The sequence below is a fragment of the Kaistia dalseonensis genome, from assembly GCF_030814715.1.
GTDB classification, from domain to species: Bacteria; Pseudomonadota; Alphaproteobacteria; order Rhizobiales; family Kaistiaceae; genus Kaistia; species Kaistia dalseonensis.
This window is the reverse complement of sequence record NZ_JAUSVO010000004.1, coordinates 232,464-254,602: the sequence shown is the minus strand read 5'-3', so window position 1 is coordinate 254,602 and position 22,139 is coordinate 232,464. Positions and strand designations below refer to the sequence as shown.

22 protein-coding genes are annotated in these 22,139 nt (G+C 64.5%); 12 read left to right on the top strand and 10 right to left on the bottom strand.

The window, feature by feature from the left end:
• Positions 1-246 precede the first annotated feature (246 nt).
• Complete coding sequence (locus tag QO014_RS15025; protein ID WP_266349538.1) at positions 247-522, top strand: hypothetical protein; 276 nt, start codon at positions 247-249, stop codon at positions 520-522.
• Positions 523-588: 66 nt separating this feature from the next.
• Here QO014_RS15025 and QO014_RS15020 read toward each other — a convergent pair whose 3' ends face one another.
• The 3 genes from QO014_RS15020 to QO014_RS15010 are packed head-to-tail and all read right to left on the bottom strand — an operon-like array spanning position 589 to position 3,855.
• On the bottom strand, positions 589-2,034 hold the full coding sequence (locus QO014_RS15020; protein ID WP_266349537.1) for an arabinose isomerase: 1,446 nt from the start codon (positions 2,032-2,034) through the stop codon (positions 589-591).
• Positions 2,035-2,071: 37 nt separating this feature from the next.
• Positions 2,072-2,722: an SGNH/GDSL hydrolase family protein gene (locus QO014_RS15015; protein ID WP_266349536.1), complete on the bottom strand. Its 651-nt coding sequence runs from the start codon at positions 2,720-2,722 to the stop codon at positions 2,072-2,074.
• Between the two features lie 11 nt (positions 2,723-2,733).
• Positions 2,734-3,855: a mandelate racemase/muconate lactonizing enzyme family protein gene (locus QO014_RS15010; protein WP_266349535.1), complete on the bottom strand. Its 1,122-nt coding sequence runs from the start codon at positions 3,853-3,855 to the stop codon at positions 2,734-2,736.
• Positions 3,856-4,065: 210 nt separating this feature from the next.
• On the opposite strand from QO014_RS15010, the gene QO014_RS15005 reads away from it, so the two are divergent.
• The 10 genes from QO014_RS15005 (at position 4,066) to QO014_RS14960 (ending at position 13,127) form a co-directional block, all read left to right on the top strand.
• A complete protein-coding gene (locus QO014_RS15005; protein ID WP_266349534.1) occupies positions 4,066-5,265 on the top strand; it encodes a sugar ABC transporter substrate-binding protein in 1,200 nt (399 codons plus the stop codon).
• A 71-nt stretch (positions 5,266-5,336) separates the two neighbouring features.
• Positions 5,337-6,863, top strand: a complete 1,527-nt coding sequence (locus tag QO014_RS15000; protein WP_266349533.1) for a sugar ABC transporter ATP-binding protein — start codon at positions 5,337-5,339, stop codon at positions 6,861-6,863.
• 13 nt (positions 6,864-6,876) lie between these two features.
• A complete protein-coding gene (locus tag QO014_RS14995; protein ID WP_266349532.1) occupies positions 6,877-7,872 on the top strand; it encodes an ABC transporter permease in 996 nt (331 codons plus the stop codon).
• Between the two features lie 27 nt (positions 7,873-7,899).
• Complete coding sequence (locus QO014_RS14990; RefSeq protein WP_266349531.1) at positions 7,900-8,613, top strand: FadR/GntR family transcriptional regulator; 714 nt, start codon at positions 7,900-7,902, stop codon at positions 8,611-8,613.
• A complete protein-coding gene (locus tag QO014_RS14985; protein ID WP_266349530.1) occupies positions 8,610-9,653 on the top strand; it encodes a Gfo/Idh/MocA family protein in 1,044 nt (347 codons plus the stop codon). The genes QO014_RS14990 and QO014_RS14985 overlap by 4 nt, the downstream gene beginning before the upstream one ends.
• Before the next feature lie 6 nt (positions 9,654-9,659).
• Positions 9,660-10,472, top strand: coding sequence for a sugar phosphate isomerase/epimerase family protein (locus tag QO014_RS14980; RefSeq protein ID WP_266349927.1), 813 nt, complete (start codon positions 9,660-9,662; stop codon positions 10,470-10,472).
• Positions 10,469-11,275, top strand: coding sequence for an SDR family NAD(P)-dependent oxidoreductase (locus QO014_RS14975; protein ID WP_266349529.1), 807 nt, complete (start codon positions 10,469-10,471; stop codon positions 11,273-11,275). Before QO014_RS14980 ends, QO014_RS14975 begins: the two co-directional genes overlap by 4 nt.
• Positions 11,272-12,051, top strand: coding sequence for an acetoacetate decarboxylase family protein (locus tag QO014_RS14970; protein WP_266349528.1), 780 nt, complete (start codon positions 11,272-11,274; stop codon positions 12,049-12,051). The genes QO014_RS14975 and QO014_RS14970 overlap by 4 nt, the downstream gene beginning before the upstream one ends.
• Positions 12,052-12,060: 9 nt before the next feature.
• Positions 12,061-12,375, top strand: coding sequence for an L-rhamnose mutarotase (locus QO014_RS14965; RefSeq protein ID WP_266349527.1), 315 nt, complete (start codon positions 12,061-12,063; stop codon positions 12,373-12,375).
• A 2-nt stretch (positions 12,376-12,377) separates the two neighbouring features.
• Positions 12,378-13,127, top strand: a complete 750-nt coding sequence (locus QO014_RS14960) for an SDR family NAD(P)-dependent oxidoreductase (RefSeq protein ID WP_266349526.1) — start codon at positions 12,378-12,380, stop codon at positions 13,125-13,127.
• Positions 13,128-14,056: 929 nt separating this feature from the next.
• Here QO014_RS14960 and QO014_RS14955 read toward each other — a convergent pair.
• The 7 genes from QO014_RS14955 to QO014_RS14925 all read right to left on the bottom strand — a co-directional run bounded on the left by QO014_RS14955 (position 14,057) and on the right by QO014_RS14925 (position 20,748).
• Positions 14,057-15,163 carry an ABC transporter ATP-binding protein gene (locus tag QO014_RS14955; protein ID WP_266349525.1) on the bottom strand — a complete coding sequence of 369 codons (1,107 nt, stop codon included), beginning with the start codon at positions 15,161-15,163 and terminating at the stop codon, positions 14,057-14,059.
• 10 nt (positions 15,164-15,173) lie between these two features.
• Positions 15,174-16,289, bottom strand: a complete 1,116-nt coding sequence (locus QO014_RS14950) for an ABC transporter ATP-binding protein (protein WP_266349524.1) — start codon at positions 16,287-16,289, stop codon at positions 15,174-15,176.
• A gap of 4 nt (positions 16,290-16,293) precedes the next feature.
• Complete coding sequence (locus QO014_RS14945; RefSeq protein ID WP_266349523.1) at positions 16,294-16,482, bottom strand: hypothetical protein; 189 nt, start codon at positions 16,480-16,482, stop codon at positions 16,294-16,296.
• 12 nt (positions 16,483-16,494) lie between these two features.
• Positions 16,495-17,451 (bottom strand): carbohydrate ABC transporter permease, encoded by a 957-nt coding sequence (locus QO014_RS14940; RefSeq protein ID WP_266349522.1) that lies wholly within the window; start codon positions 17,449-17,451, stop codon positions 16,495-16,497.
• 1 nt (position 17,452) lies between these two features.
• The gene (locus tag QO014_RS14935; protein ID WP_266349521.1) at positions 17,453-18,358 is read right to left on the bottom strand and encodes a carbohydrate ABC transporter permease; all 906 of its coding nucleotides are present in this window, start codon (positions 18,356-18,358) and stop codon (positions 17,453-17,455) included.
• A gap of 289 nt (positions 18,359-18,647) precedes the next feature.
• Positions 18,648-19,961: an ABC transporter substrate-binding protein gene (locus tag QO014_RS14930; RefSeq protein WP_266349926.1), complete on the bottom strand. Its 1,314-nt coding sequence runs from the start codon at positions 19,959-19,961 to the stop codon at positions 18,648-18,650.
• Between the two features lie 70 nt (positions 19,962-20,031).
• On the bottom strand, positions 20,032-20,748 hold the full coding sequence (locus QO014_RS14925; RefSeq protein WP_266349925.1) for a TetR/AcrR family transcriptional regulator: 717 nt from the start codon (positions 20,746-20,748) through the stop codon (positions 20,032-20,034).
• 196 nt (positions 20,749-20,944) lie between these two features.
• Here QO014_RS14925 and QO014_RS14920 point away from each other — a divergent pair, with 196 nt between their 5' ends.
• Entirely contained in the window at positions 20,945-22,138 is a 1,194-nt protein-coding gene (locus QO014_RS14920) for a Tm-1-like ATP-binding domain-containing protein (RefSeq protein WP_266349520.1), read from the top strand.
• Position 22,139 lies beyond the last annotated feature (1 nt).

Below are 22,139 nucleotides of genomic sequence, written 5' to 3'. Positions count from 1 at the left end.
GAAAAGGCGAGCGCGCGACGACTTCATCGTAGAGCGTGCAGCGCAGGCGACGATCGGAACAGAGCCCGGGGCGATCGTCAATGCCACCGCGATACCCGTTCGCCTTGTCATCCCCAGATGACACATCCGTGATTGGCAATCGGAAGCTGCGGCGCCAGCTCACTATCACCCGAGGGCCTCTGAACGGAGCTCTTGTCCGATCCGGTGACGATGGCCTTTCGGCTCCAACCAGATAGGGGAAAAGCAATGCGCAATCTTCTCATGACGGCTGCCGCGCTGGCCCTGATCGCCCAGGTCACGCCCGCATTCGCTGCCGACCAGATCGAGGGAACCGTCCTGCGTGTGAGCCCGGCGACCGGCATGCTCCAGCTCCAGACCGGCGAGACATTCCAGTTCTCCAATGGCGCCGTTCTCTATGGCCTGCTTCCCGGCCAGCAGGTCGGCGTCACCTATAGCGGCTCGCACGGCATCGGCGCCTTCAACCCGCATCCCGAGTCCGACGATAATTCGTCGTCCTACTGATCGACGGATGACACCGGCGCGGGACGCCCGGGAGCCAATCTCCCGGGCGCTTTCCGCGCCTTTGGATCAGCCGATCCGGATCGTCTGCAGATCGAGCAGATGGCCGAGTTTCTCGATCTTGTCGGCGATATGGCCGATGCCGACGGCGCAGTGATGCGCGGGCCCCTCGGCGTTCCAGCGTTCCACGAAGGCGCGGGCGCCGATCGCGAAGCGATAGCGGCTGTTGGTGTTGCCGATCTCAAGGATCGGGCCAGGCACCGACTCGGCCTCCGCGGTGAGAAGCTTCATGCGCCCATGGCCATCCTCGACCACCGATAGCAGCGTGACCGGGCCGTGCTTGACCGACATCTCCACGCTGACGCCGGCGCCGACCTTGCCATGATAGACCTTGAGCGGGCGGACCTTGGTCCTGCCTTCGCCGATGCGAATATGCGCCGGCCCGTCATGGCCCATCAGCACGATGTCGTCGTTGAAATCGATGCCGTAATATTCGGTGAAGGACCCGCCGGCGCCGAAGGCATCCATGATCTTCATCGCCTGCGCGTTCTTGACCTCATATTCGCCCGCAACCGGAACGCCGCGCGCGGTGAGGTAGGAACAGCCGAGGATGACCGAGGCGATCACGTCCTGGTGGTCGTGATCGGCCACCGATTCATAATAATAGGCGAGTGAACCGAGCTTGTGCTTCTCGACGAGCCGGTCGAGCGCCACCGAGGTGCGCGCGGCGCGGGCGATTTCGGCCGGGTCGCAATCGGGCTGGATCGCGAACTCAGCCTGAAAAGCCGCGACCCGCTCCGCCGTCTCGGTTTCGGTGACCAGCTTCCTGAGCGACGCCAGTTCGTCGATCTCGACGATCTCGAGGTGGCCGCCAAAGGTCGCCACCTGGGCCGTCGTGTCGGAATAGATGTCGAGCATGCCGTTATAGTACCGGCCCATCAGGCCGAGCCGGTTGTGCGTCATGACATGGGCGACGCGGGCCGCCTCGATCCAGGCCTCGATCTCGCGCTCGACGATCGGATCACCGTCGAGGACACCGGTGACCTGGTGAAAATCGACTCCCGCGCGGCGGAAGACGTTGGCGATCTCGGGGACGGGACAGGCGGCGCAATAGGCGAGCCATTCGCCCGTCATCTTCGTCCTGTCGCCCATCGCGTTGAAGGTCGCGTAATCGATCGCCGCTTCCGGCTGCAGGTTCAGGATGATGACGGGAACCTTGGCACGCTGCACGACCGGCAGCACCGTCGAGGAGAGCGCATAAGTCGTGACATAGAGAAAAATCACGTCGACATCGGCCGCGCGGAACCGATGCCCCGCCACCATCGCCTTTTCGGGATTGTCGATCAGCCCCAGATTGACGACGTCGACGCCCGGCCGGGCGAGCTTGTCGGCCACCCGATCGACATAGCCCTTCAGCCGGTCCTCGAGCCCGGCAAATTGCGGCCAGTAAGTATCGAGTCCGATGCCGAACAAGCCGACCTTCAGCCTGTCATATCCCACATTCTGATCCGTCATGAGCATGCTCCCGCTGGGCCTTTGCGGCCTTCTGGCTTCAGTCGCCGAGACCGAGCAGCGCGCGAGCGCGCTCCGCGATCGCAAGGCCGAGGACGCGCTGGCCCTCCTCGTCCAGATGAATGCCGTCGATCTCGCTCGAGGTGACGATCGATCCGGCATCGAGAAGGGCGACGCTTCGCGCCTTGGCGACGCGATCGAACTCGGCCGCGAGCCTCTGGGATTTCTCGGCGCCGCCGGAGAACATCTCGGCCAGCCAGGACAGTCTCGACAGCGGCGCCGGCGCGACGAGCAGCACGGCCGGCGCGCGGCCGCCCGGCCCGGCCGCCGATTGCAGCACCATATCGACGAGCTTGCCCGCGCCGTCGGCAATATCGCCGGCCTGCATGGAAAGCCGCGCCTTCAGATCGTTGGTGCCGAGCTTGATGACGACGAGATCGATCGGCGCATGGGTTTCGAGCGCCACGGGCAGGAAGGTCTTGCCGTTCTTGTGCGCGCCCTCGACCGGATCATCGAGGCAGGTGGTGCGGCCGTTCAGGCCTTCCTCGGCAACGATGATGTCCGCGCCGAGCGCTTTGCGAACGATGCCGGGCCAGCGCTTGTCCGGCGCGAAACGCCCACCGCCGCCGCGATAGGGCTGCGGTTCCGCGCCCCATGTATTGGAATCGCCATAGGCGAGAATGGTCTTCATCGGCGACGCTCCTAGGAAAGGCGGTATCGTTCGAGAATGGCGGTGCGCGGCTCGGCGCCGTGGCCAGGACGATCAGGCGCGGAAACGAGGCCGTTTACATGCCAGAACGGGTCCTCGACGAGATCGAACTGCATCGGACCCGGCAGGGGCTTCAACTCGAAGAGTTCGGCTGTCTTCGAGGCGAGCGACAAATGCAGGCTCGCGCCCGTCAGCACGGCCGTGCTCCAGGCATGGGCGTTGACGACCTTGCCCTCGGCCTCGATCGCGGCGGCCGCACGGCGGAAACCCGTCACGCCCTCGATGCGCGCCGGGTCGAGCCCGAACACATCGACAATGCCCGTGTCGAGCCAGCGGCGATAACCGGCCAGCGTGTATTCGCGCTCGCCAACGGCCAACGGCGTGGAAATTGCCGCCGCCAGGGCCTTGTGGGCCTCAACGTCGATCGGATTGAACGGCTCCTCGATCCAGGCGATCGCCTGTTCCTCCATGCGCCGGACGGTGCGGATCGCGGTATCGACGTCCCATTTCGTGCCGTTGCCGGCATCCACCATGATGCCCGCATCGGGACCGACCGCGGCGCGGAGTGCCGCCACGAGCGCAACGTCGTAATCGGGATCGCGACCGGCCCGCGAGAGGCCACGCTTGCCGAGGCCGAGCTTGGTCGATCTGAAGCCCGCCGTGATATGGCCAGAAATCTCGGCGACGCTCGCCTCGATCGTCGCCTGGTTGACGTGCAGGCTGGCGCAGGCGGGCAGGCTTTCATGCACCGCGCCGAATAGCGCGACCAGCGGCTTGCCGGCTTCCTTCGCCTTCAGATCCCAGAGCGCCATGTCGACCGCCGATATGGCGATCGAGGCGATACCGCCCTCGCCATACCACCAGCTCTGCGCCTTCATCGCCTGCCAGCAGGCTTCGACATCGCCAATGTCGCGATCCCTGAGCAGAGGCAGGAAGCCCTGCTCGATCAGGATCTGAGTTGCCTTGATCGCTTCCGGCCACATGGCGATGGCCTCGCCCCAGCCCGACAGGCCCGCGGCGCCGTCGATGCGCAGCAGCAGCGTCATGCGCTCATGGCCGAAATCATTCGGCTCGGGCCAGCGCAGCACGAAACATTCGGCGCCGCTCATCTGCATGGCGTTCTCGTCCTCCCTCCGCCGCGCTTGTTCCGCGCGGTCCGATTTGTCGAAAGGCTAGACGCAGCGGACGCGTCGCGTCAACCGAATTGGTAAGGCCAATTTTTAATCTGACCCGCTTGCGGCAGTGGAAAAGTCGTGCCAGTCTAAACACAATAAGAAATTGGCCTTACCAATTGTAAAGGCTCTTTGAGGGAGGAGAATTTGCCAATGAACGCTCGGATTCCGTCCGCATTCCTGCGCCGCGCCCTGGGGGCGGCGGCGCTCACCGCCTTGCTCGCCAGTGCCGCCTATGCCGAGGATTTCCACGGCTTCGATCCTGCCAATTTCGATGGCGCGATGCTCAGCGCCGATCAGTTGAAGGCGATGGTCGCCGACGCCACGGCCGCCCATAAGCCGAACAATGGCAAGGACCTCGTCATCGGCTTCGCCAATCTGCAGCGCGACGTGTCGTTCTGCCTCAAGGTCGAGAACGGCATTCTCGACAACGCCAAGGCTGCCGGCGTCGAGATGCAGGTCGCCGACAACCGCCTCGACGGCGCGACCGCGCTCGCCAATGCCGAGAGCTTCCTGCAGCGGCAGGTGGACTATGTGATCGAATTCCAGACCGACGCCAATTTCGGCGCCACGATCATGCAGAAGATGAACGACGCCAGCACCAAGGTCGTCGCGATCGACATTCCGATGCCGGGCGCGACCTTCTTCGGCGCCAACAATCCCCGCTCCGGCTTCATGGGCGGCGCCTATCTCGGTCAGGCCGCAATCGCCAAGTTCGGTGCCGACAAGGTCAAGACCGGCTATTTCGTCGTCGGCGAACTGCCGCAGTCGGGCGCGATCCCGGCCATGCGTACCGGTGGCCAGGTTGCCGGCTTCGAAGCCGCCGTACCGGGCTTCCCGGCCGATCACATCATCAAGATCGACACCAAGAACACGCTCGAAGAGAGCTTCACCCAGATGAACAACGTCATCGGCCGTATTCCCGATGGCGCGCCGATCATGGTGACGGCGATCAACGACCAGGCTGCCACCGGCATGATGCGCGCCGTGAAGCAGGCCGGCCGCGAGGCTGACCTGATCGTGGTGGGCATGGGCGCCGACGAACTCCAGACCATGGTCGACGAGCCCAGCTTCGTCGCATCGGTCGGCTACTTCCCCGAGCGCTATGGCAACTACCTGATCCCGCTCGCGCTGATGGAACTCGCCGGCAAGTCGGTGCCGGACACCGTCCTCGTGAACCACGTCATGGTAACAAAGGACAATATCTGCAAGTTCTATGACAAGTTTGCCTGCACCGAAGGCAAGGATCCGATCAAGTTCGAGTTCCCGCAGCCCGCGTTCGAGCAGCATCTGGCCGAGATCCGCAAGCTGCCCGATCTCGCCGATTACCAGAACCTGATCCCGACCAACTGATCGGCATTCGACGAGCCGGCGGGACAGCAAGGTCCCGCCGGACCATTTCCCGAATTCTCAAGGTGAGACTGATGGCGACCACGATTCCGCGCCTCGGTATGCATGGCATCGGCAAGTCTTTCGGCAATGTTCCCGTCCTCGCCGATGTCGACCTGACCGTCGACCCGGGCGAAGTGGTTGCGCTGCTCGGCTCCAACGGCGCCGGCAAGTCCACCCTGATGAAGATATTGACCGGCCTCTATAATCGCGACGCGGGCTCGATCCGGATCGACGGCGAGGAGGTCGTGTTCGGCTCGCCGAGCGAAGCGGTCGCTGCCGGCGTGAAGCTCCTGCCGCAGGAAATTTCCGTCATGCCGGACATGACGGTTGCGGAGAACATCTTCCTCGGCGACATGCCGATACGGCGCAGGTTCGGCCTCAACCAGGTCGATGGCGATGCAATGCGGCGGCGTTCGCGCGAACTTCTCGACCAGCTCGGTTTTCCCAGCATCGCGCCGGACGAACTGGTCAAGAACCTGCCAGTGGCGGAGCAGCGCATCGTGGAGATCGCGCGCGCGCTCGCCGGCAAGGCGCGCATCCTCGTCATGGACGAGCCGACGGCCGCGTTGACCGAGCAGGAAGCCAAGATGATCTTCAAGATCATCCGCCGCCTGCAGGCGAGCCAGGTCTCCGTCATCTACATCTCGCATTATCTGAACGAGGTCTTCGAAATCTCGGACCGCATCGTCGTGCTGCGCGATGGCCGCAATGCCGGCAATTTCGCGACCGCCCGGACCAGCCGCGCCGATGTGCTCGCCGCCATGCTCGGCAACACGGTCGACGACCTTTATGACGTCGGCGCATCGATCGCGGCCGGCGAAGAAATCCTGCATGTCGACCGCCTCTCCATTCCCGGCAAGATCGAGGAGGTCGGTTTCACCGTCCGCCAGGGCGAGATCCTCGGCATATTCGGCCTCGTCGGCTCGGGCGTTGAGGTGCTGGGCCGCGCGCTCTATGGCGCGCTCGGACCGGTCAAGGGTTCGGAGGTTCGCCTCGGCGGGCAGGTCTACAGGCCGCGCTCGGCGCGCGCCGGCAAGCTCGCCGGCATCGGCTTCGTCGCCGCAGAGCGCAAGAAGGAAGGCATCATCGCCGATCTGACCGTGCGCGAGAACATCGCCCTCTCCTTCCAGGAGCGTTTCGAGCGCGGCCTTTTCGTCTCGCAAAGCGATGAATCGCGCCACGCCAAACGCTGGATCGAGGATCTCGGCATCCGCACGCGTGGGCCCGAGCAGACGCTCCGCACGCTCTCCGGCGGCAACCAGCAGAAGGTTTGCATCGCACGCTGGCTCGTCGAGGGCGTCAAGCTCCTGATCCTGGAGGAGCCGACCCGCGGCGTCGATGTCGGCGCGCGGCGCGAGATCTACGGCAAGCTGCGCGAGCTCGCCAATCGCGGCTATGCCGTCCTCATCCTTTCCTCCGATGTCGAGGAGGTGGCGGGCGTCAGCGACCGCTCCCTCGTGCTCGACCGCGGACGCATCGTCGGCCAGTTCACGCGCGGCGCCAAGCCGGCCGAGCTGATGGCCGCAACCGGCAATGATCCTGCCTTTTCGGCAGCCTGAGGGATTTCAACTGATGGCCCGTGCTCTCGATACCTCCCCCGCCACCAGCACCAGGCAGCGCATGGCCGCGCTCTTTGGGCGGCCTTGGTCCGGCGTCGCCATGCTCGGCGTGTTCTATCTGTTGCTCGTCCTGATCTTTTCCGTGCTGTCGCCCTTCTTCATGACGCTCAGGAACATGCTGCAGATCGGCGGCAACGTCGCCTATATCGGCCTGATGGCAGCAGCCGGGACGCCGCTCATCATCGCCGGCGGGCTCGATCTCTCGGTCGCCGCGATCGCTGGGCTGACGGGCGTCGTGATTTCGATGCTCTACACGGCCGGCATCCCGATCTGGATTGCCGTTGCGATCGCGCTCGTCGTCGCCGCCATCATCGGTGTCATCAACGGCCTGTTCACGACGCGCCTCCGGCTCAACCCGCTGATCGTGACGCTCGGCATGATGAGCATCATTTCCGGCATCGCGCTGGTGCTCACCGGCGGCCTGACCCGTCCGCTGAGCGTCCCGGGCTTCAACTGGATCGGCGCGGGGCGCGTCTTCGGCGTTCCCGTCCCGTTCATCCTGATGATGGCGATGTTCCTCGTCCTCTGGGTGGTGATGACGCGCATGCGCTTCGGCCGCTTCATCTATGCCGCCGGCGGCAACGCCGAAGCGGCGCGCCTGATCGGCATCCCGCTCGAGAAGACGCTGATCAGCCTCTATGTGATATCGGCCGTCTCCGGCGCGATCGCCGGCACGGTGCTCGGCGCCATGCTGGGTGCCGCCGGCCCGAACGCTGCCGGCGCGCAACTCCTCACCGTGATCGCCGCGATCATCCTGGGCGGCACGAGCCTCAATGGCGGCCGGGGCAGCGTCTGGGGCACGCTGGTTGCCGTGCTGATCCTCGGCACGCTCAATAACGGCCTTACCCTTCTCAACGTATCGAGCTTCTGGCAGGACGTCACACGCGGCGTCGTGCTCATGCTGGCTGTCAGCCTCGACCAGATCCGCACCCGCGCCCTGGGCGAATAATTGAATGGGGCGAGAAGGATATCGGACGTGAGCTCATCGGATTTCGCACCCATCGAACGCAGTTCCGTCGCCGAGCAGGTGGCCAAGAAGTTGCTCGACCTGGTGCGGACCAAGAATCTGAAGCCGGGTGACCAGCTCCCGCCCGAGCGCGAGCTCGCGACCTTGATGCAGGTCAGCCGCCCGAGTGTCAGGGAGGCGCTGCGCGGGCTCCAGATCCTGGGCGTGCTCAAGGTGCGGCAGGGTGGCGGCATCTATGTCACCTCGCTCGAGGCCTCCGACCTGCTCGGCCCGCTGCAGCTTCTGATCACCCTCAACGAAGAGAACGTCAACGCGCTCTACGAGTCGCGCCGCCTGATCGACGGCGCCATCGGCCGCATGGCGGCGGAGCGGATTTCCGATGCCGATATTGACCGGCTGAAGAACCTGCTGATCGTGCAGCGCGACCTGCTCGCCGACCCGATCGGCTTTCGTGTCTCGGATGTCGAGTTTCACCGCACCATCTCCGAAGCGACGGGCAATCCGTTCCTCGTGCGTGTCTCGACCTCGCTCTACGTGCTCGGCATGGAATATAGGCGGATCGCGGCGGAGACACCGGGCGTCCTGTCTCAGTCCTTTGCCGATCACGAGATCATCGTGTCGGCGCTCGCGGCGCGCGATCCCGACGCGGCGCAGGAAGGCATGATCCGCCACATGGCCAATGTTCATCAATCGACGGTTGCCGCTATGGAAATGAAGCCATGAGACCCGCACGGATCGGCATTATCGGCGCCGGCTGGTGGGCAGTCGAAAACCACATTCCGCTCCTGAAGAGCAATCCCGATTGCGAACTCGTCGCGGTCAACCGGCTGGGCGCCGACGAACTCGCGCAATTGCAGGCCCGCTTCGACATTCCGCATGGCTTCGAGGACTATCGCGAGATGCTCGGGGCCGTCGAGCTCGACGGCGTCATCATCGCCTCCCCGCATGTCCTGCATCATGAGCATGCGATCGCCGCGATCCGCTCCGGCTGTCACGTGCTGGTCGAAAAGCCGCTCGCGACCACGGCCTCGGACGCCCGCGACATCGTCGCCGAGGCCAAGGCCCATGGGCGCGAAGTGATCGTGCCCTATGGCTGGAACTTCAAGGATTACAGCGATCGCGCGGCCGAGCTCATTGTCGAGGGCAGGATCGGCCGGGTCGAGCATGTCGTGCTGCAGATGGCTTCGGCGCTCGACGACCTGATGGCCGGCCAGCCGATGAAGGAGACGGAAGGGGCGATGTTCCGCCCGCCGGCCTCCACCTGGGCCGATCCGAAACGGGCCGGTGGCTATGGCTGGGGCCAGCTTGTCCATGCGCTCGGGCTGCTGTTCAAGATCGCCGATCTGGATCCGGCCGAAGTCTTCGCGGCGGTCGGCCGTTCGCCAGCCGGTGTCGATTATTACGACGCGGCCGTCGTGCGCTTCGCCAATGGCGCGACTGCGTCGCTCTCCGGCGCGTCCACGGTCCCGAAGCATCGCAGCTTCCAGATCGACCTGCGCATCTTCGGAACCGAAGGCATGCTGCTGCTCGATATCGAGCGCGAGCGGCTGGAGGTGAGCCGCCGCGACGGCACGGATGTCATCGTCCCGATGCAGCCCGGCGATGGCGCCTATAGCTGCACCCGGCCGGTGGGATTGCTGGTCGATTATTGCCTGGGCCGCACCCCGCCCAATCCCTCCCCCGGCCTTGTCGGCATGCGGGCGGTCGAGGTGCTCGATGCCATGTACCGTTCGGCCGCCAGCGGCCGCATGGAGAAGGTCTGACCGGTGATGAAGCTCTCGCTCGCCTCATGGTCGCTGCGCGGCTGCACGCTCAAGGAGGCCGCCGGGCTCTCCTCCGTGCTCGGCATTGGCGCGCTCGACCTCGGCTATTTCTTTCGCCCGGCGCTCGACAAGGCGGCGCTGGTCGCCGATCCGCAGCGCGTCGCGGACAAGGTGCTCGGCCTCGGCGTCGAATTGCCGAACCTCTATCATCTGTTCGGCGACAACCTGGCCGACCGGAACCTGGCCGACCCCACGCATCGCGCCGCCAATGAAGCCGATTTCCGCCAGGTCGTCCGCTTCGCCAAGCAGGCCGGCGTGCCTACGGTGTTCGTGCTGCCGGGCGTGATCAATCGCGGGCAGAACCGCGCCGATGCGCTCGCCGCTTCGGCCGAGAGCCTCCGCCATCTCGTCGACATTGCCGGCGACGGCGGCATCACGCTCACCATCGAGCCGCATGTCCATTCCTATATCGAGACGCCGACACTCGTGCTCGACCTGCTCGACCGCGTGCCGGGACTGAAGCTGACGCTCGACTATGCCCACTTCGTCTGCCTCGGCTATCGGCAGGAGGAAATCGACGTCCTCGCGCCGCATGCCGCCCATGTGCATCTGCGGCAGGCGCGGCCGGGCGTGCTGCAAAGCAAGCTTTCGCTCGGCACCATCAATATGGGCGCCATGCTCGGGACGCTGCGGGCGGCCGGCTATGACGGCTATCTGACGCTCGAATATGTGCATCAGGACTATATGGACGGGCTGCACGACGACGTGCTGACCGAGACGATCGACCTCAGGGACCTTGTTTGGGAGTGGCTTTCATGACGGACCGCGCCATTGCGCTCGTGACGGGCGGGGCCGGCGGCATCGGCGCGGAGATCGCGCGCCGCCTCGCGGCCGATGGCTTCCACGTCATCGCCGCCGACCATGACATGGCGAAGGCCGGAACGGTCGCCGCCGAAATCGGTGGCGAGGCCGTGGGCCTCGACATTACCGACGAGGCCTCGGTCGAGGCCGCTTTCGAGGGTGTGCTCGCGCGCCATGGCCGCCTGGACGCGCTCGTCAATGCGGCAGGCATCCATCTGCAGAAGCTTGTCGTCGATACGACGCCCGAGGAATGGGACCGCATCCAGCGCGTCAATACGCGCGGACCGTTTCTCGCCTGCCGCGCCGCGGCGCGCGCCATGATGGCGGCCGAGCGTGGCCGCATCGTCAACATCATCACCCGGCTCAATTTCGGCAATCCCTATTCGAGCGCCTACATCGCCTCGAAGAACGCGCTCTGGGGCCTGACCCAGTGCCTCGCCGTCGAACTAGCGGCCTATGGCGTCACCGTCAATGGCGTCGCGCCAGGCCATGTCGGGCCGGGCACGGGCATGGAGAAGCAGTTTCGCGAGAAGGCGGAAAAGCTCGGCCTCAGCTGGGAGGCCTTCGAAGCACAGGTCCTGAAGACCATTCCGGTCGGGCGCTGGTGCCGGCCGGCCGATGTCGCGGCCGCCGTTTCCTACGTCGTCTCGCCGGGGGCCTCCTTCGTCACGGGCGAACTGATCAATGTGACCGGCGGTTTCGTCGGCTATGGCGTGGCGCCGCCCAAGGAGGCGCGCTTCGCCAAGGAGCCGACGGCATGAGCAAGGATCTGCGGAATGGCGGGCTCGACCGCCTGACGATCGATGACATCCTCTCGCCCGGCTTCTCGACGCCTTGGGATGCGCCGACGGTGCCGCCCTTCCCCTTCACATTCCGCAATGTCGAGGTGCTGACTCTGGTGTGGCGCACCACGGAGGAAGCGGTTGCCCGCCTTCTGCCGCCGCCACTGGAGCCGACGAGCGACATCGTCCTCGCCCATGTCTACAAGATGAACGATACGGAGTGGCTCGGCCCCTATGGCGAGAGCAATGTATCGATCGGCTGCCGCCTGCCCGGCGTGGTCGAGGGCTCCTATTCGCCCTATCTGTTCCTTTCTTCCGATGTCGGCGTCGTGCATGGCCGCGAAATGCACGGCCAGCCCAAGAAGCTCGGCGAACCGAAGCTCGAGATGCGCGGCGATCTGGTGGTCGGAACGGTCGCCCGCAATGGCATCGACATTCTGACGGGCACCCTGCCCTACAAGCAGCGCCGCGATACGCTGGCAAGCCTGACGCGCCATTTCGACTTTGCCGAGAACATCAACCTGAAGGTCGTGGACCATATCGACGCCCGCCCGGCGATCCGCCAGCTGACGGCGCGGCGACTGGCCGAGGTCGTAGTGCACGAATGCTGGAGCGGCCCGTGTACCGTCGAGCTTCGCCCGAACGCGCAGGCGCCGATCCATCGCCTGCCCGTGGTCGACATGCTGGACGGCATGCATTGGCGTGCCGATTTCACGCTCGTGCCCGGCCGCATCGTTCACGATTATCTCGCCTGAGGAGCGACCATGGGACATTATGCTTGGGTGCTGGAAGTCCGACCGGGCTATGAGGACGAATACAAACAGCGTCACGACGAAATCTGGCCGGAGATGACCGAGGCGCTCAAGGCCGCCGGCATCCGCAACTATTCGATCTTCCGCCTCGGCCTGAAGCTCATCGGCTATTTCGAGACCGACGATCTGCAAAAGACCATCGCCATCCTGAAGGATGACCCGGTCAATGCGCGCTGGGGCGCCTCGATGGCGCCGATCATGAAAATCGAGAGCGACGAGCGGACGGGCTTTCCCTTCCTGCTGCCGCTGCAATGGCACATGGATTGATCATGTCGGATGGAGAGATCGTCCTCGTAACGGGCGCGGCGCGCGGCATCGGCGCTGCAACCGCCCTGCATCTCGCAGGCCGGGGCTACCGCGTTGCGGTGTCGGCACGGCATCTGGCCGACGCGGAAGCGATCGCGCGGCAGATCGGCGGGAGCGCGCATGCCGTTGCCTGCGATGTCGCCGATCAGGCGTCGGTCGAGCAGGCCATCGCCAGCGTCGAGGCTGCTCTCGGCCCGGTCACGATCCTCGTCAACAATGCGGGGATGGTCCAGCCGATCGGTCTGCTGCACGAGACCGATCCCGCCGCATGGGCGGCGAACATATCGACGACGCTGGTCGGCGCCGCGGCGGTCACGCGCGCCGTGCTGCCGGGCATGCTGAGGCGGAGCGGCGGCCGGATCGTCAATCTCTCCTCCGGCGCCGCGCATCAGCCGCTCGAAGGCTGGAGCGCCTATTGTGCCGCCAAGGCCGGCCTCGCCATGCTGACCCGCTCGATCGCGCTTGAATATGGCGGACGCGGCATCCGCTCCTTCGGCTTCGCGCCGGGAGTGGTTGATACGGGCATGCAGGCGGAAATCCGCGCATCGGGCATCAATCCGGTGAGCCGGCTGCCGCGTGAATCACTGGCGAACCCGGCAGATCCGGCCCGCGCAATCGCCTATCTCTGCACTGAGGAGGCCGACGATCTGGCAGGACGCGAGATCGACATTCGCGACCAGGACTTCAGAAAGCGCGTCGGCTTGGCCGGCTGATCACCAAGCGACCGACCGCTCCCGGTTCGGGGCCGCTCAGTCGGACCAGATCACCGGCTATCAGCTGAAGAACGCGATGACGCTCCAGATGATTCCGATCCAGGCGAGGACGCTTATCAGCACCGCGCCGACCCAGACGTTCCGCCTGAACGAAAGGTCCTGATCAACAGCCTCGCGTTCCCCAAGCCAGAAGAGGGGCCACTTCAGCGACGGAAACAGAATCAAGAGCATCTTGCGTTGCGACCACCAAGTTGACTAACGCCAATGGTTAACAAAATCCCGCCCCTACTCCAATTAGTATGCAATGACAGGAAAAGCAATCCTTAATTGCCGATCCGAACAAGAACAGGAGTAGAAAATCGTCCTTGAGTTGCAGATTGTGGGATGTCTTTGACAAGAATCAATCAATCCGATCAACTATTAATTGTTGAATTGCAAACTCATACATCGGCGATACCACTCACACTGGCAGGCCTCGGCAGACCGAAGAAGCCGATGTGATCCGGCTCCAACGTTGTCGCCCGGTTGCCGAGCTTGCATTTCGCTTCTCAAGGCGGCACCGGAAACGCCGGATCGCACACCGAGATATAGCCACCCCAATGCCCAGAGTTCTGCACCGGGGATGGCGGCATGTGATCCGGAGCTTGTGCGAAGCGCTTCGTGATGAAGGTGCGGGCAGTCCAATGACTCCCATGCCGAAGCCAGCGGCCGGCAGGTGCGACCACTGCTGTTCCTTCGTTGCAGTCGAGATCGCCATCGCTCCAAGCCGGCCGCAGCCCCACGCTGTACAGGCAAGGCTTGGCGCGACGACACGCCCCGCGGGTCGTTCAGACGAGATCGGGCCCTCTTTCCGTCATCGCTCTGTCAGCGTCCCAGACCCCGAGCCAGCAGGATCGAAATCTCTTCCGATGCCGTCAGGCGCGTGCGTCCTAAGCCAGTTCCGGCAGCCTTGCCGCGCGTTCGGAGACGCTGGTGCCGGTTGCGCGGTCGAAGGCGTGCATGCGGCCCTGGTCCCAGGCGAGGCGCAGCGGGGCGTCGATTTCTGTCGGCGTCGCGGCCGAGGTCGTCGCCTTGAAGATCAGTTCGCCCGTCTTGAGCGTCACGATCTTCTCGACGCCGTGATTTTCCACGCCGTAGATCCGCGCCTCGATCGGGCCGCTCGGATCGACGTGGATATCTTCCGCGCGCATGCCGAGCGTTACCGGGCCACGGACATGGCCGAGCCGCCCGTCGCCGCGCGCGTCGAGCGGCAGGTCGAGCCGGGCGGACGGGATGCGGATGCGGCGGTCGTCGATCTCGGCATCGACGAGGTTCATCGCCGGCGAGCCGACGAAGCCGGCGACGAAGATGTCGCGCGGATGATGGTAGATCTCATAGGGTGTGCCGACCTGGACGAGCTTGCCGCCATTGAGCACGCCCACCTGGTCGCCCATCGACATCGCCTCGATCTGGTCGTGCGTCACGAACAGGAAGGTTGCGCCGAGCTTCATCTGCAGGTCCTTGAGCTCGGACCGAAGCGCCTCGCGCAGTTTGGCGTCGAGGTTCGAAAGCGGCTCGTCCATCAGGAAGATGCGCGGCGAGCGCACGATGGCGCGGCCGATCGAGACACGCTGCATCTCGCCACCCGAGAGCCGGTCGACCTTGCGATCGAGCAGATGCTCGATGCGCAGCGTCTTGGCCGCGCGGGCGACGCGGTCGTTGATCTCGGACTGCGGCAGACGGCGAACATTCGATTTCAGCGGGAATTCGAGGTTCTGCCGCACCGTATAGCGGGGATAGAGCGAATATTGCTGCAGCACCAGCGCGACGTCGCGCTCGGCCGCGCCCCATTCGCCGACATCGACGCCGCCGATCTCGACACGGCCGGAGGTCGGCTTGTCGAGGCCGGCGATCAGCCTGAGCGTTGTCGTCTTGCCGGCGCCGGTCGGCCCGAGCAGCACGAAGAACTCGCCGTCCCGGATCTCGAGGTCGAGATCGCGCAGTGCCGTATGCGCGCCGAAGGTCTTGGTGATGCGGGAGAGCTTCACATGGGCCATGTCGGTTTCCTCACGCTCCCAGCCGGATCTGGAGCGATTGCCCCGATTTGGTGTCGAAGAAATGCGTCTGCGTCTCGTCGAGCCGGGCGAAGACACGCTCGCCCGGCCCGGACACGAAGCCGGAGCGCGTGCGTGCGCGCAGGAACGAGCCGCCGACCTTGAGATCGACGATGTCATAGGCGCCGAGCGGCTCGATCAGATGCGCCTCGAGCGGCACGAAGCCTTCCCCCGCCTCATGCGCGACGAGCACCCCCTCGGGGCGGATGCCGATCTTGAGATCGCCGAAGGGACCGCCCCGCGCGGTCAGGCGGCCTTTCAGCTCCGCCGGCATGGGGAAGGCGTCGCCGTTCTCGCCCAGCACCAGCGCCGAACGCTCGCCTTCGGTCGCCAGCGTCGCCTTGGCGATGTTCATGACGGGGCTGCCGATGAACTGCGCCACGAAGAGATTGGCCGGATTCTGGTAGACGTCGGTCGGCGTCCCGACCTGCTGCAGGATGCCCTCATTCATGACGACGATGCGGTCGGCGAGCGACATCGCCTCGACCTGGTCATGCGTGACATAGACCGAAGTCGCCTTGTTCTCGATGTGGAGACGCTTCAGCTCGGTGCGCATGTCCTCGCGCAGCTTGGCGTCGAGCGCGCCGATCGGCTCGTCCATCAGGATCGCCTTCGGCCGGCGGACCAGCGCCCGCCCGATGGCGACGCGCTGCATGTCGCCGCCGGAAAGCGCGGAGGGCCGCTTCTTGAGCAGATGCACGATATCGAGCGCGCGGGCGACCTCGCGCACCTGTTTCTCGACCTCGGACCGCTTCTCGCCGGTGGCGCGGAGCGGAAAGGCGATGTTCTCGAACACGGTCAGATGCGGATAGAGCGCGTAGAGCTGGAAGACGAAGGCGATGTCGCGGTTGGAGGCCTCGAGGTCATGGACCGGCCTGCCGTCGATCAGGATCTCGCCGGAGCTGATCTCCTCGAGCCCCGCGATCGCCCGGAGCGTCGTCGTCTTGCCGCAGCCCGATGGTCCGAGCAGCACGACGAATTCGCGGTCGGCGATGGTGAGGTTCAGGTCCTTGATGATGTGGACGGCGCCGAAATATTTCTGCACGTCGCGGAGCACGATCTCTGCCATGGGGCTACTCCTTCGCCGCGCCGGGACTGAAGCGGGAAAAGACCGAGAAGCCGATCAGCCCGACCAGCGTGATGGTCGCGCCATAGCTGTGCAGGCCCCTGTGCCAGGGCTGGCAGAGGGCGATGATGCCGATCACCATCAGCGCGATGGAGATCGGTTCGATATAGCGGGCGCTGAGGCGCTGAAGCGTCATGCTGCCCTCCCCCTATTTGCGGATCGCGCCGAAGGTGACACCACGCAGGAGGTGTCCACGGAGCGCGAAGGTGAAGATCGCGACGGGCAGCAGGAACAGGAAGGTTCCGGCCGCGATGACGGTCCAGTCGATGACGCCGGAGCCGAGCTGCGAGGGAATGAAGGGCGGCGCCGTCTGGGCGCGGCGGTTGGTCATGATCAGCGCGAAGGCATATTCGTTCCACGCCGTGATGAAGCAGAACACGGCGGTGGCGGCGATGCCGGTCGCGGCCTCGGGCAGCACGATCTTGAAGAAGGCCTGCATGCGCGTATAGCCATCGACCAGCGCCGCCTCCTCATATTCCTTCGGGATCTCGTCCATGAACCCTTTCATGAGCCAGACCGAGAAGGAGAGGTTGAAGGCGGTATAGAGAACGATGAGGCCGATATGCGTGTCGGTCATGCCGACGGCGCGATACATCAGGAACATCGGGATCGCGACCACGACGGGCGGCAGCATGCGCGTCGAGAGGATGAAGAAGAGCAGGTCCTGCTCGCCCTTGATCTTGAAGCGCGAAAAGCCATAGGCGGTGAACGTGCCCATTCCCACCGCCAGCACCGTGGAGGTGATGGCGATGATCAGGCTGTTCATGAAGCGGCTCGGATAGGCCGAAAGCTGCACATTCGGCCCGGTGCGGAGCACGCGCTCGCCATTGTCGAAGATGCGCTTCTCCCACCAGGGCGCCGCCTCATAGACGGCCGGATCGACCGGCTTGGTCAATTGCACGCGCTTCACGAACAGCTTGATGAAGGGTGTGATCTCGGGCTGGAAGAACACGGTCGGCGGCACGGTGGTCGCGAGCGCCCGCGGCTTGAAGGCGGTGGAGGCGATCCAGTAGATCGGTGCAAGGAAGACGATGGTGATCACCAGTATGGCGGTGATCGCGAGGCGGTTGCCGACGAGCGCGCCGGATGATTTGACGGCGGCCATCTCAGCGCTCCTTCACGCGGTTCAGGTATTTCACGTAGATGTTGGTGATCGCCAGCACCATGATCAGGACGATATAGGCGAGCGCGGAAGACTTTCCGGTCTGCCATTCCTGAAACGCCATCTTGTAGAGCTTGATCGAGATCAGCTCGGTCGTGTCCTGGCTCGACATGATGTAGGCGAGGTCGAAGGTCTTGAACGCTTCCATGGTGCGGAAGATGATCGCGATCAGCAGGATCGGGGCGACCAGCGGCAGCGTGATCCGCGTGAAGGTGTACCATGTGCCGGCGCGGTCGATCGCGGCAGCCTCATAGAGATGCTTCGGCACGGCGGAGAGGCCGGCGAGCGAAAGCAGCATCACGAAGGGCGACCACATCCAGATATCGGTAATGGCGACCGCATAGAGCGCCGCATCGCGGTTCGACAGCCAGGCGAAATCGCCGAGGCGGAACACATAGTTGATGATGCCCCAGGACGGATCGTAGAGCAGTTTCCAGAACAGGCCCACCACCGCCATCGACATCATCATCGGCAGCAGGAGCAGCGTGGTGATCAGGCCCTTGAAGGGAATGGCGCGGTTCAGAAGCAGCGCGATGCCGAAGCCGACGATCACCTGCCCCGACACCGAGACAAGCACGTATTTCGCCGTCACGATGAAGTTGTTCCAGATGAAATCGTCGTTCAGCAGGTCGCGATAATTGGCAAGTCCGATGAAATTCGCCGGCGCATTGGTCGATGCGCGATAATCGGTGAAGGAATAGCCGAGCGAATAGATCAGCGGAAAGATGTTGAAGACGATCAGGAAGGCGATCGTCGGCAGGATGAAGAGATTGCGGATCGACAGATCGCTCCATCCGCGCGCCGCGGCGCGTGACTGCGGATCCAGCCTGGTCATGACTGCAGTTGCCACGGATGGCTCCTCCCGAGAAGACGACATTCTTTTGGTTGCGGCGCGATTCTTCGATGATCGCGGCCGTTCTCCTGACCGCCCCTCGCCACCCTCCGTCATCCCGGGCGCAGCGAAGCGGAGACCCGGGATCCATCCAGCCGGAGCACCGATCGCGCGGCCGCCTCAGGCTGGATGGGTCCCCGCTTTCGCGGGGATGACGGAACAGGTCGGCAGCCGGCGCTTCGCGAGGAAGCCTTCCGACAGAGCGAAGGCGATCCGGGCGCCGCGGCGCCCGGACCTGTGCGTATCGTCAGTTGGTGTAGCGGCCGTATTTCGTGAAGGTCGCGGTCCAGTCGTCCGCGAGGCCGTCGAGCGCTTCCTTCGCGGTGCCCTTGTCGCCGACGACATAGGGTCCGAGCCGGTTGTTGAGCTGGGTCAGGAGCTCCGCATATTCCGGCACCGCCCAGAAGTCCTTCACCTTGAACATGGTCTCGTAGAAGGCCTTGTTATAGGGCGTGGCGTTCTGGAATTCGGGCGACTTCAGCACCGCCTGGCTCGCCGTGTAGCCACCAAGCTCGGCCCAGCGCTTCTGGGTCGAATCCTTGATGAACCATTCCAGGAACTTCATCGACGCATCCTGCTTCTTCGAATAAGAAACGATCGAGATGCCCTGGCCGCCGAGTGCCGCGAACTGGTCGCCGCGCGGTCCGGCCGGATTGGCGAAGAAGCCCGTGACCTTGGCGTTCGGATTGGTCGCCTCGTTCAGGAGCGAGGGGAAGAAGGCGAAATAGTTCATGCTCATCGCCGCCAGGCCCTCGGTGATGGCCTGATTGTCTTCCTGGAAGAAGGTGTTGCCCCAGTTCGGCGGCGTGAACTTGTAGAGCTCCTTGTAGGCCTCGAGCGCCTCGATCGCGACCGGTGAATTGATGATGTCCTTCACCTTGTAGGTCGTGTAGTCGCCGAGCTCGCCGCCATAGGAGAACAGCGCGTTCTCGAAGCCCATGGCGAGCGCGTCATAGGTGGTCTGGGTATAGATCGCGATGCCGTAGCGCTTCTCGTCCGGCCGATAGAAGAACTCGGCGATGTCGCGCAGCTGCTTGAAATCCTTGGGAACGTCGAGTTCGTAGCCATATTTGGCCTTGAACGCCTCCTTCTCCTTCGGATCCTCGAACCAGTCCTTGCGATAGGCCCAGCCGACGGCGTCGCCCTCGAGCGGCACGGCCCAGTACTTGCCGCTATTGCCGGGATATTCGGCGTAGTACTTGACCGTCGCCGGTGCCATGACCTCGTCGAGCTTGTTCTTCTTGAAGAACTCGGTCAGGTCGACATAGTGCCCGCCGGTCGAGCCCGCGCCGAGCCATTGGCTGTCGCCCACCACCATGTCGTAGGCGTCACCCTTGGCGTTGAATTCGGTGAAGGCCTTGGTCTGGAAGTCGGACCAGGGCGTGGTCTCGACCGTGATCGTGTCGCCGGATTCGGCGGCATATTCGTTCACCAGTTCCTGAAGGTAATTGGCCGGGTCCCATTCGGCCCAGAAGATCGTCAGATCTTCCGCATGCGCTGTGGCGGCTCCGGCGAGGGTCATGCCCACGCCCGCGAGCAATCCTGCCAAGGATTTCCTCAACATGCTCTTCTCCTCCCTGTTCCTCCGCTGCCGCAATTCCGCAGGGTTGGCAGCATGCCCGGCCCGTTCCCTAGGCCTGGGCGCCCTTCTTGCGCGGTTTCTTCTGGTCCTTCTTCTCTCTGGGCGCTTCGGGGGCGGGCTCCTCTCCCGCCTCCTCGACCGCTGTCTTTATCAAAGCCTTGGCGGCCCAACTGGCGACGTCTTCCGCTTCTTTGGCGGATAGGCCCCAGATGTCCTTCAAGATGATGATCGCCTCGATCCCGAACAGGAGCGAGAGCGCCTGTGTCACGCGGTCGGTCGCCGGCCTGCCGATCTCGGCGGCGAGCGGTTCGACCGCGGCCTTGAGCAGGCCCTTGCGATTGCCGCGCACGACGCGCGGTTCGTCGCCCAGAGTTCCCGCCTGACGCCGCTGCCACTGATCGAGCGCCAGAAGCAGCGCGGCCCGGTGGGTCGCCTCGAAGGCCTGCATCCTATGATAGGCGAAACCGAACAGATCCGCGACCCGCTTTTCCGCGTCCCGTTCCACCGTCGTCCAGTCGAGCACCGGGCCGAGCGCGTCATCGACGGCCGCCTGGATCATCGCCGCCTGGCTCGGAAAGTACCGATAGGCGGTGGCACGCGAGACCTGGGCGGCCTCCGCAACCTCGCTGACCGAGGGCGAACCGCCCTGCTGCATCAACCGGATGGCCGTATCGAGCATGAGCCTCTTCATGCGGCCGCGCGGCCCCTTCTCCATCGGGGGCTTGGCGGACGGCTTGAGAAGGGGCTCTTGACCTGAGATTGCCATACCAATACGATACGCATGTCTCAAAATAAAAGCAAAGACAAATTCCAGTCTTTCGACGGCCGGGGAGGACGATCGAAGGGCTAAAAGGCCAGCAAATTCCTTGGTTTCGCACGCCGTAGCCACCGCTTCGGCCACCGGTTTCGCTTGGCCTCGCGCAGCTCTCCCCCTCGACGAGCGACAATGTCGCGGAGATGCGATGCGGCGGATCTATCTGGTCGGCACGGCGGATACGAAGGGCGAGGAACTGGCCTTTCTGCGCGAGGCGATCGTGGCGGTTGGCGCCCCGGTCACGGTCGTCGATGTCGGCACGCGGCCTCCGACCACGGCGGTCGATATTCCCGCCGCCGAAGTCGCGGCCTTTCATCCCGATGGCGCCGCGGGCGTGCTCAGCTCAGAGGATCGCGGCGTCGCGGTTGAGGCCATGGGCGTGGCCTTCGCGCGCTTCATCGCCTCGCGCGAGGATATTGGCGGCATCATCGGCATTGGCGGCGGCGGCGGCACGTCGATCGTGACGGCGGGCATGCGGGGGCTCCCGATCGGGCTGCCGAAGCTGATGGTCTCGACGCTCGCCGCCGGCGATGTCGGCCCCTTTGTCGGCGTTTCCGACATCGTCATGATGCCGTCGGTCACCGATCTGGCGGGACTGAACCGGATCTCCCGTGTCGTGCTGCAGAATGCCGCCCACGCCATCGTCGGCATGGTGGGCCAGGCCGTGACGGAGGCGAGCGGCAAGCCGGCGATCGGCCTCACCATGTTCGGCGTCACGACACCCTGCGTCACGCGCGTGGTCGAGAAGCTGCGCACCGATCATGACTGCCTTGTCTTCCATGCGACGGGAACAGGCGGGCGCGCCATGGAGAAGCTGGTCGACAGCGCCATGCTCGTCGGCGTGGTCGACGTCACGACGACCGAGATCGCGGATCATCTGTTCGGCGGCGTATTATCGGCTGGCGCCGATCGGCTCGGCGCGATCGCGCGGACGGGCATTCCCTATGTCGGCTCCGTCGGCGCGCTCGACATGGTCAATTTCTGGGCCTTCGACCAGGTGCCCGAGCGCTATCGCGGCCGCAACCTCTACCGGCACAACCCGAACATCACGCTGATGCGCACGACGGCGGAGGAAAACCGCCAGCTCGGCCTCTTCATCGGGGAAAAACTCAATGCCTGCCAGGGTCCCGTTCGTTTCCTGATCCCGGAAAAAGGCGTCTCCGCGCTCGATATCGAGGGCGGTGCCTTCCACGATCCCGAGGCGGACCGGATCCTGTTCGCGACGATCGAAGAGACCGTGAACCAGACGGGCAACCGCATTGTGCAGCGCCTCCCGCTGCACATCAATGAGCCGGACTTCGCCGATGCGATCGTCCGGCATTTTCGTGACATAGCGATTTGAA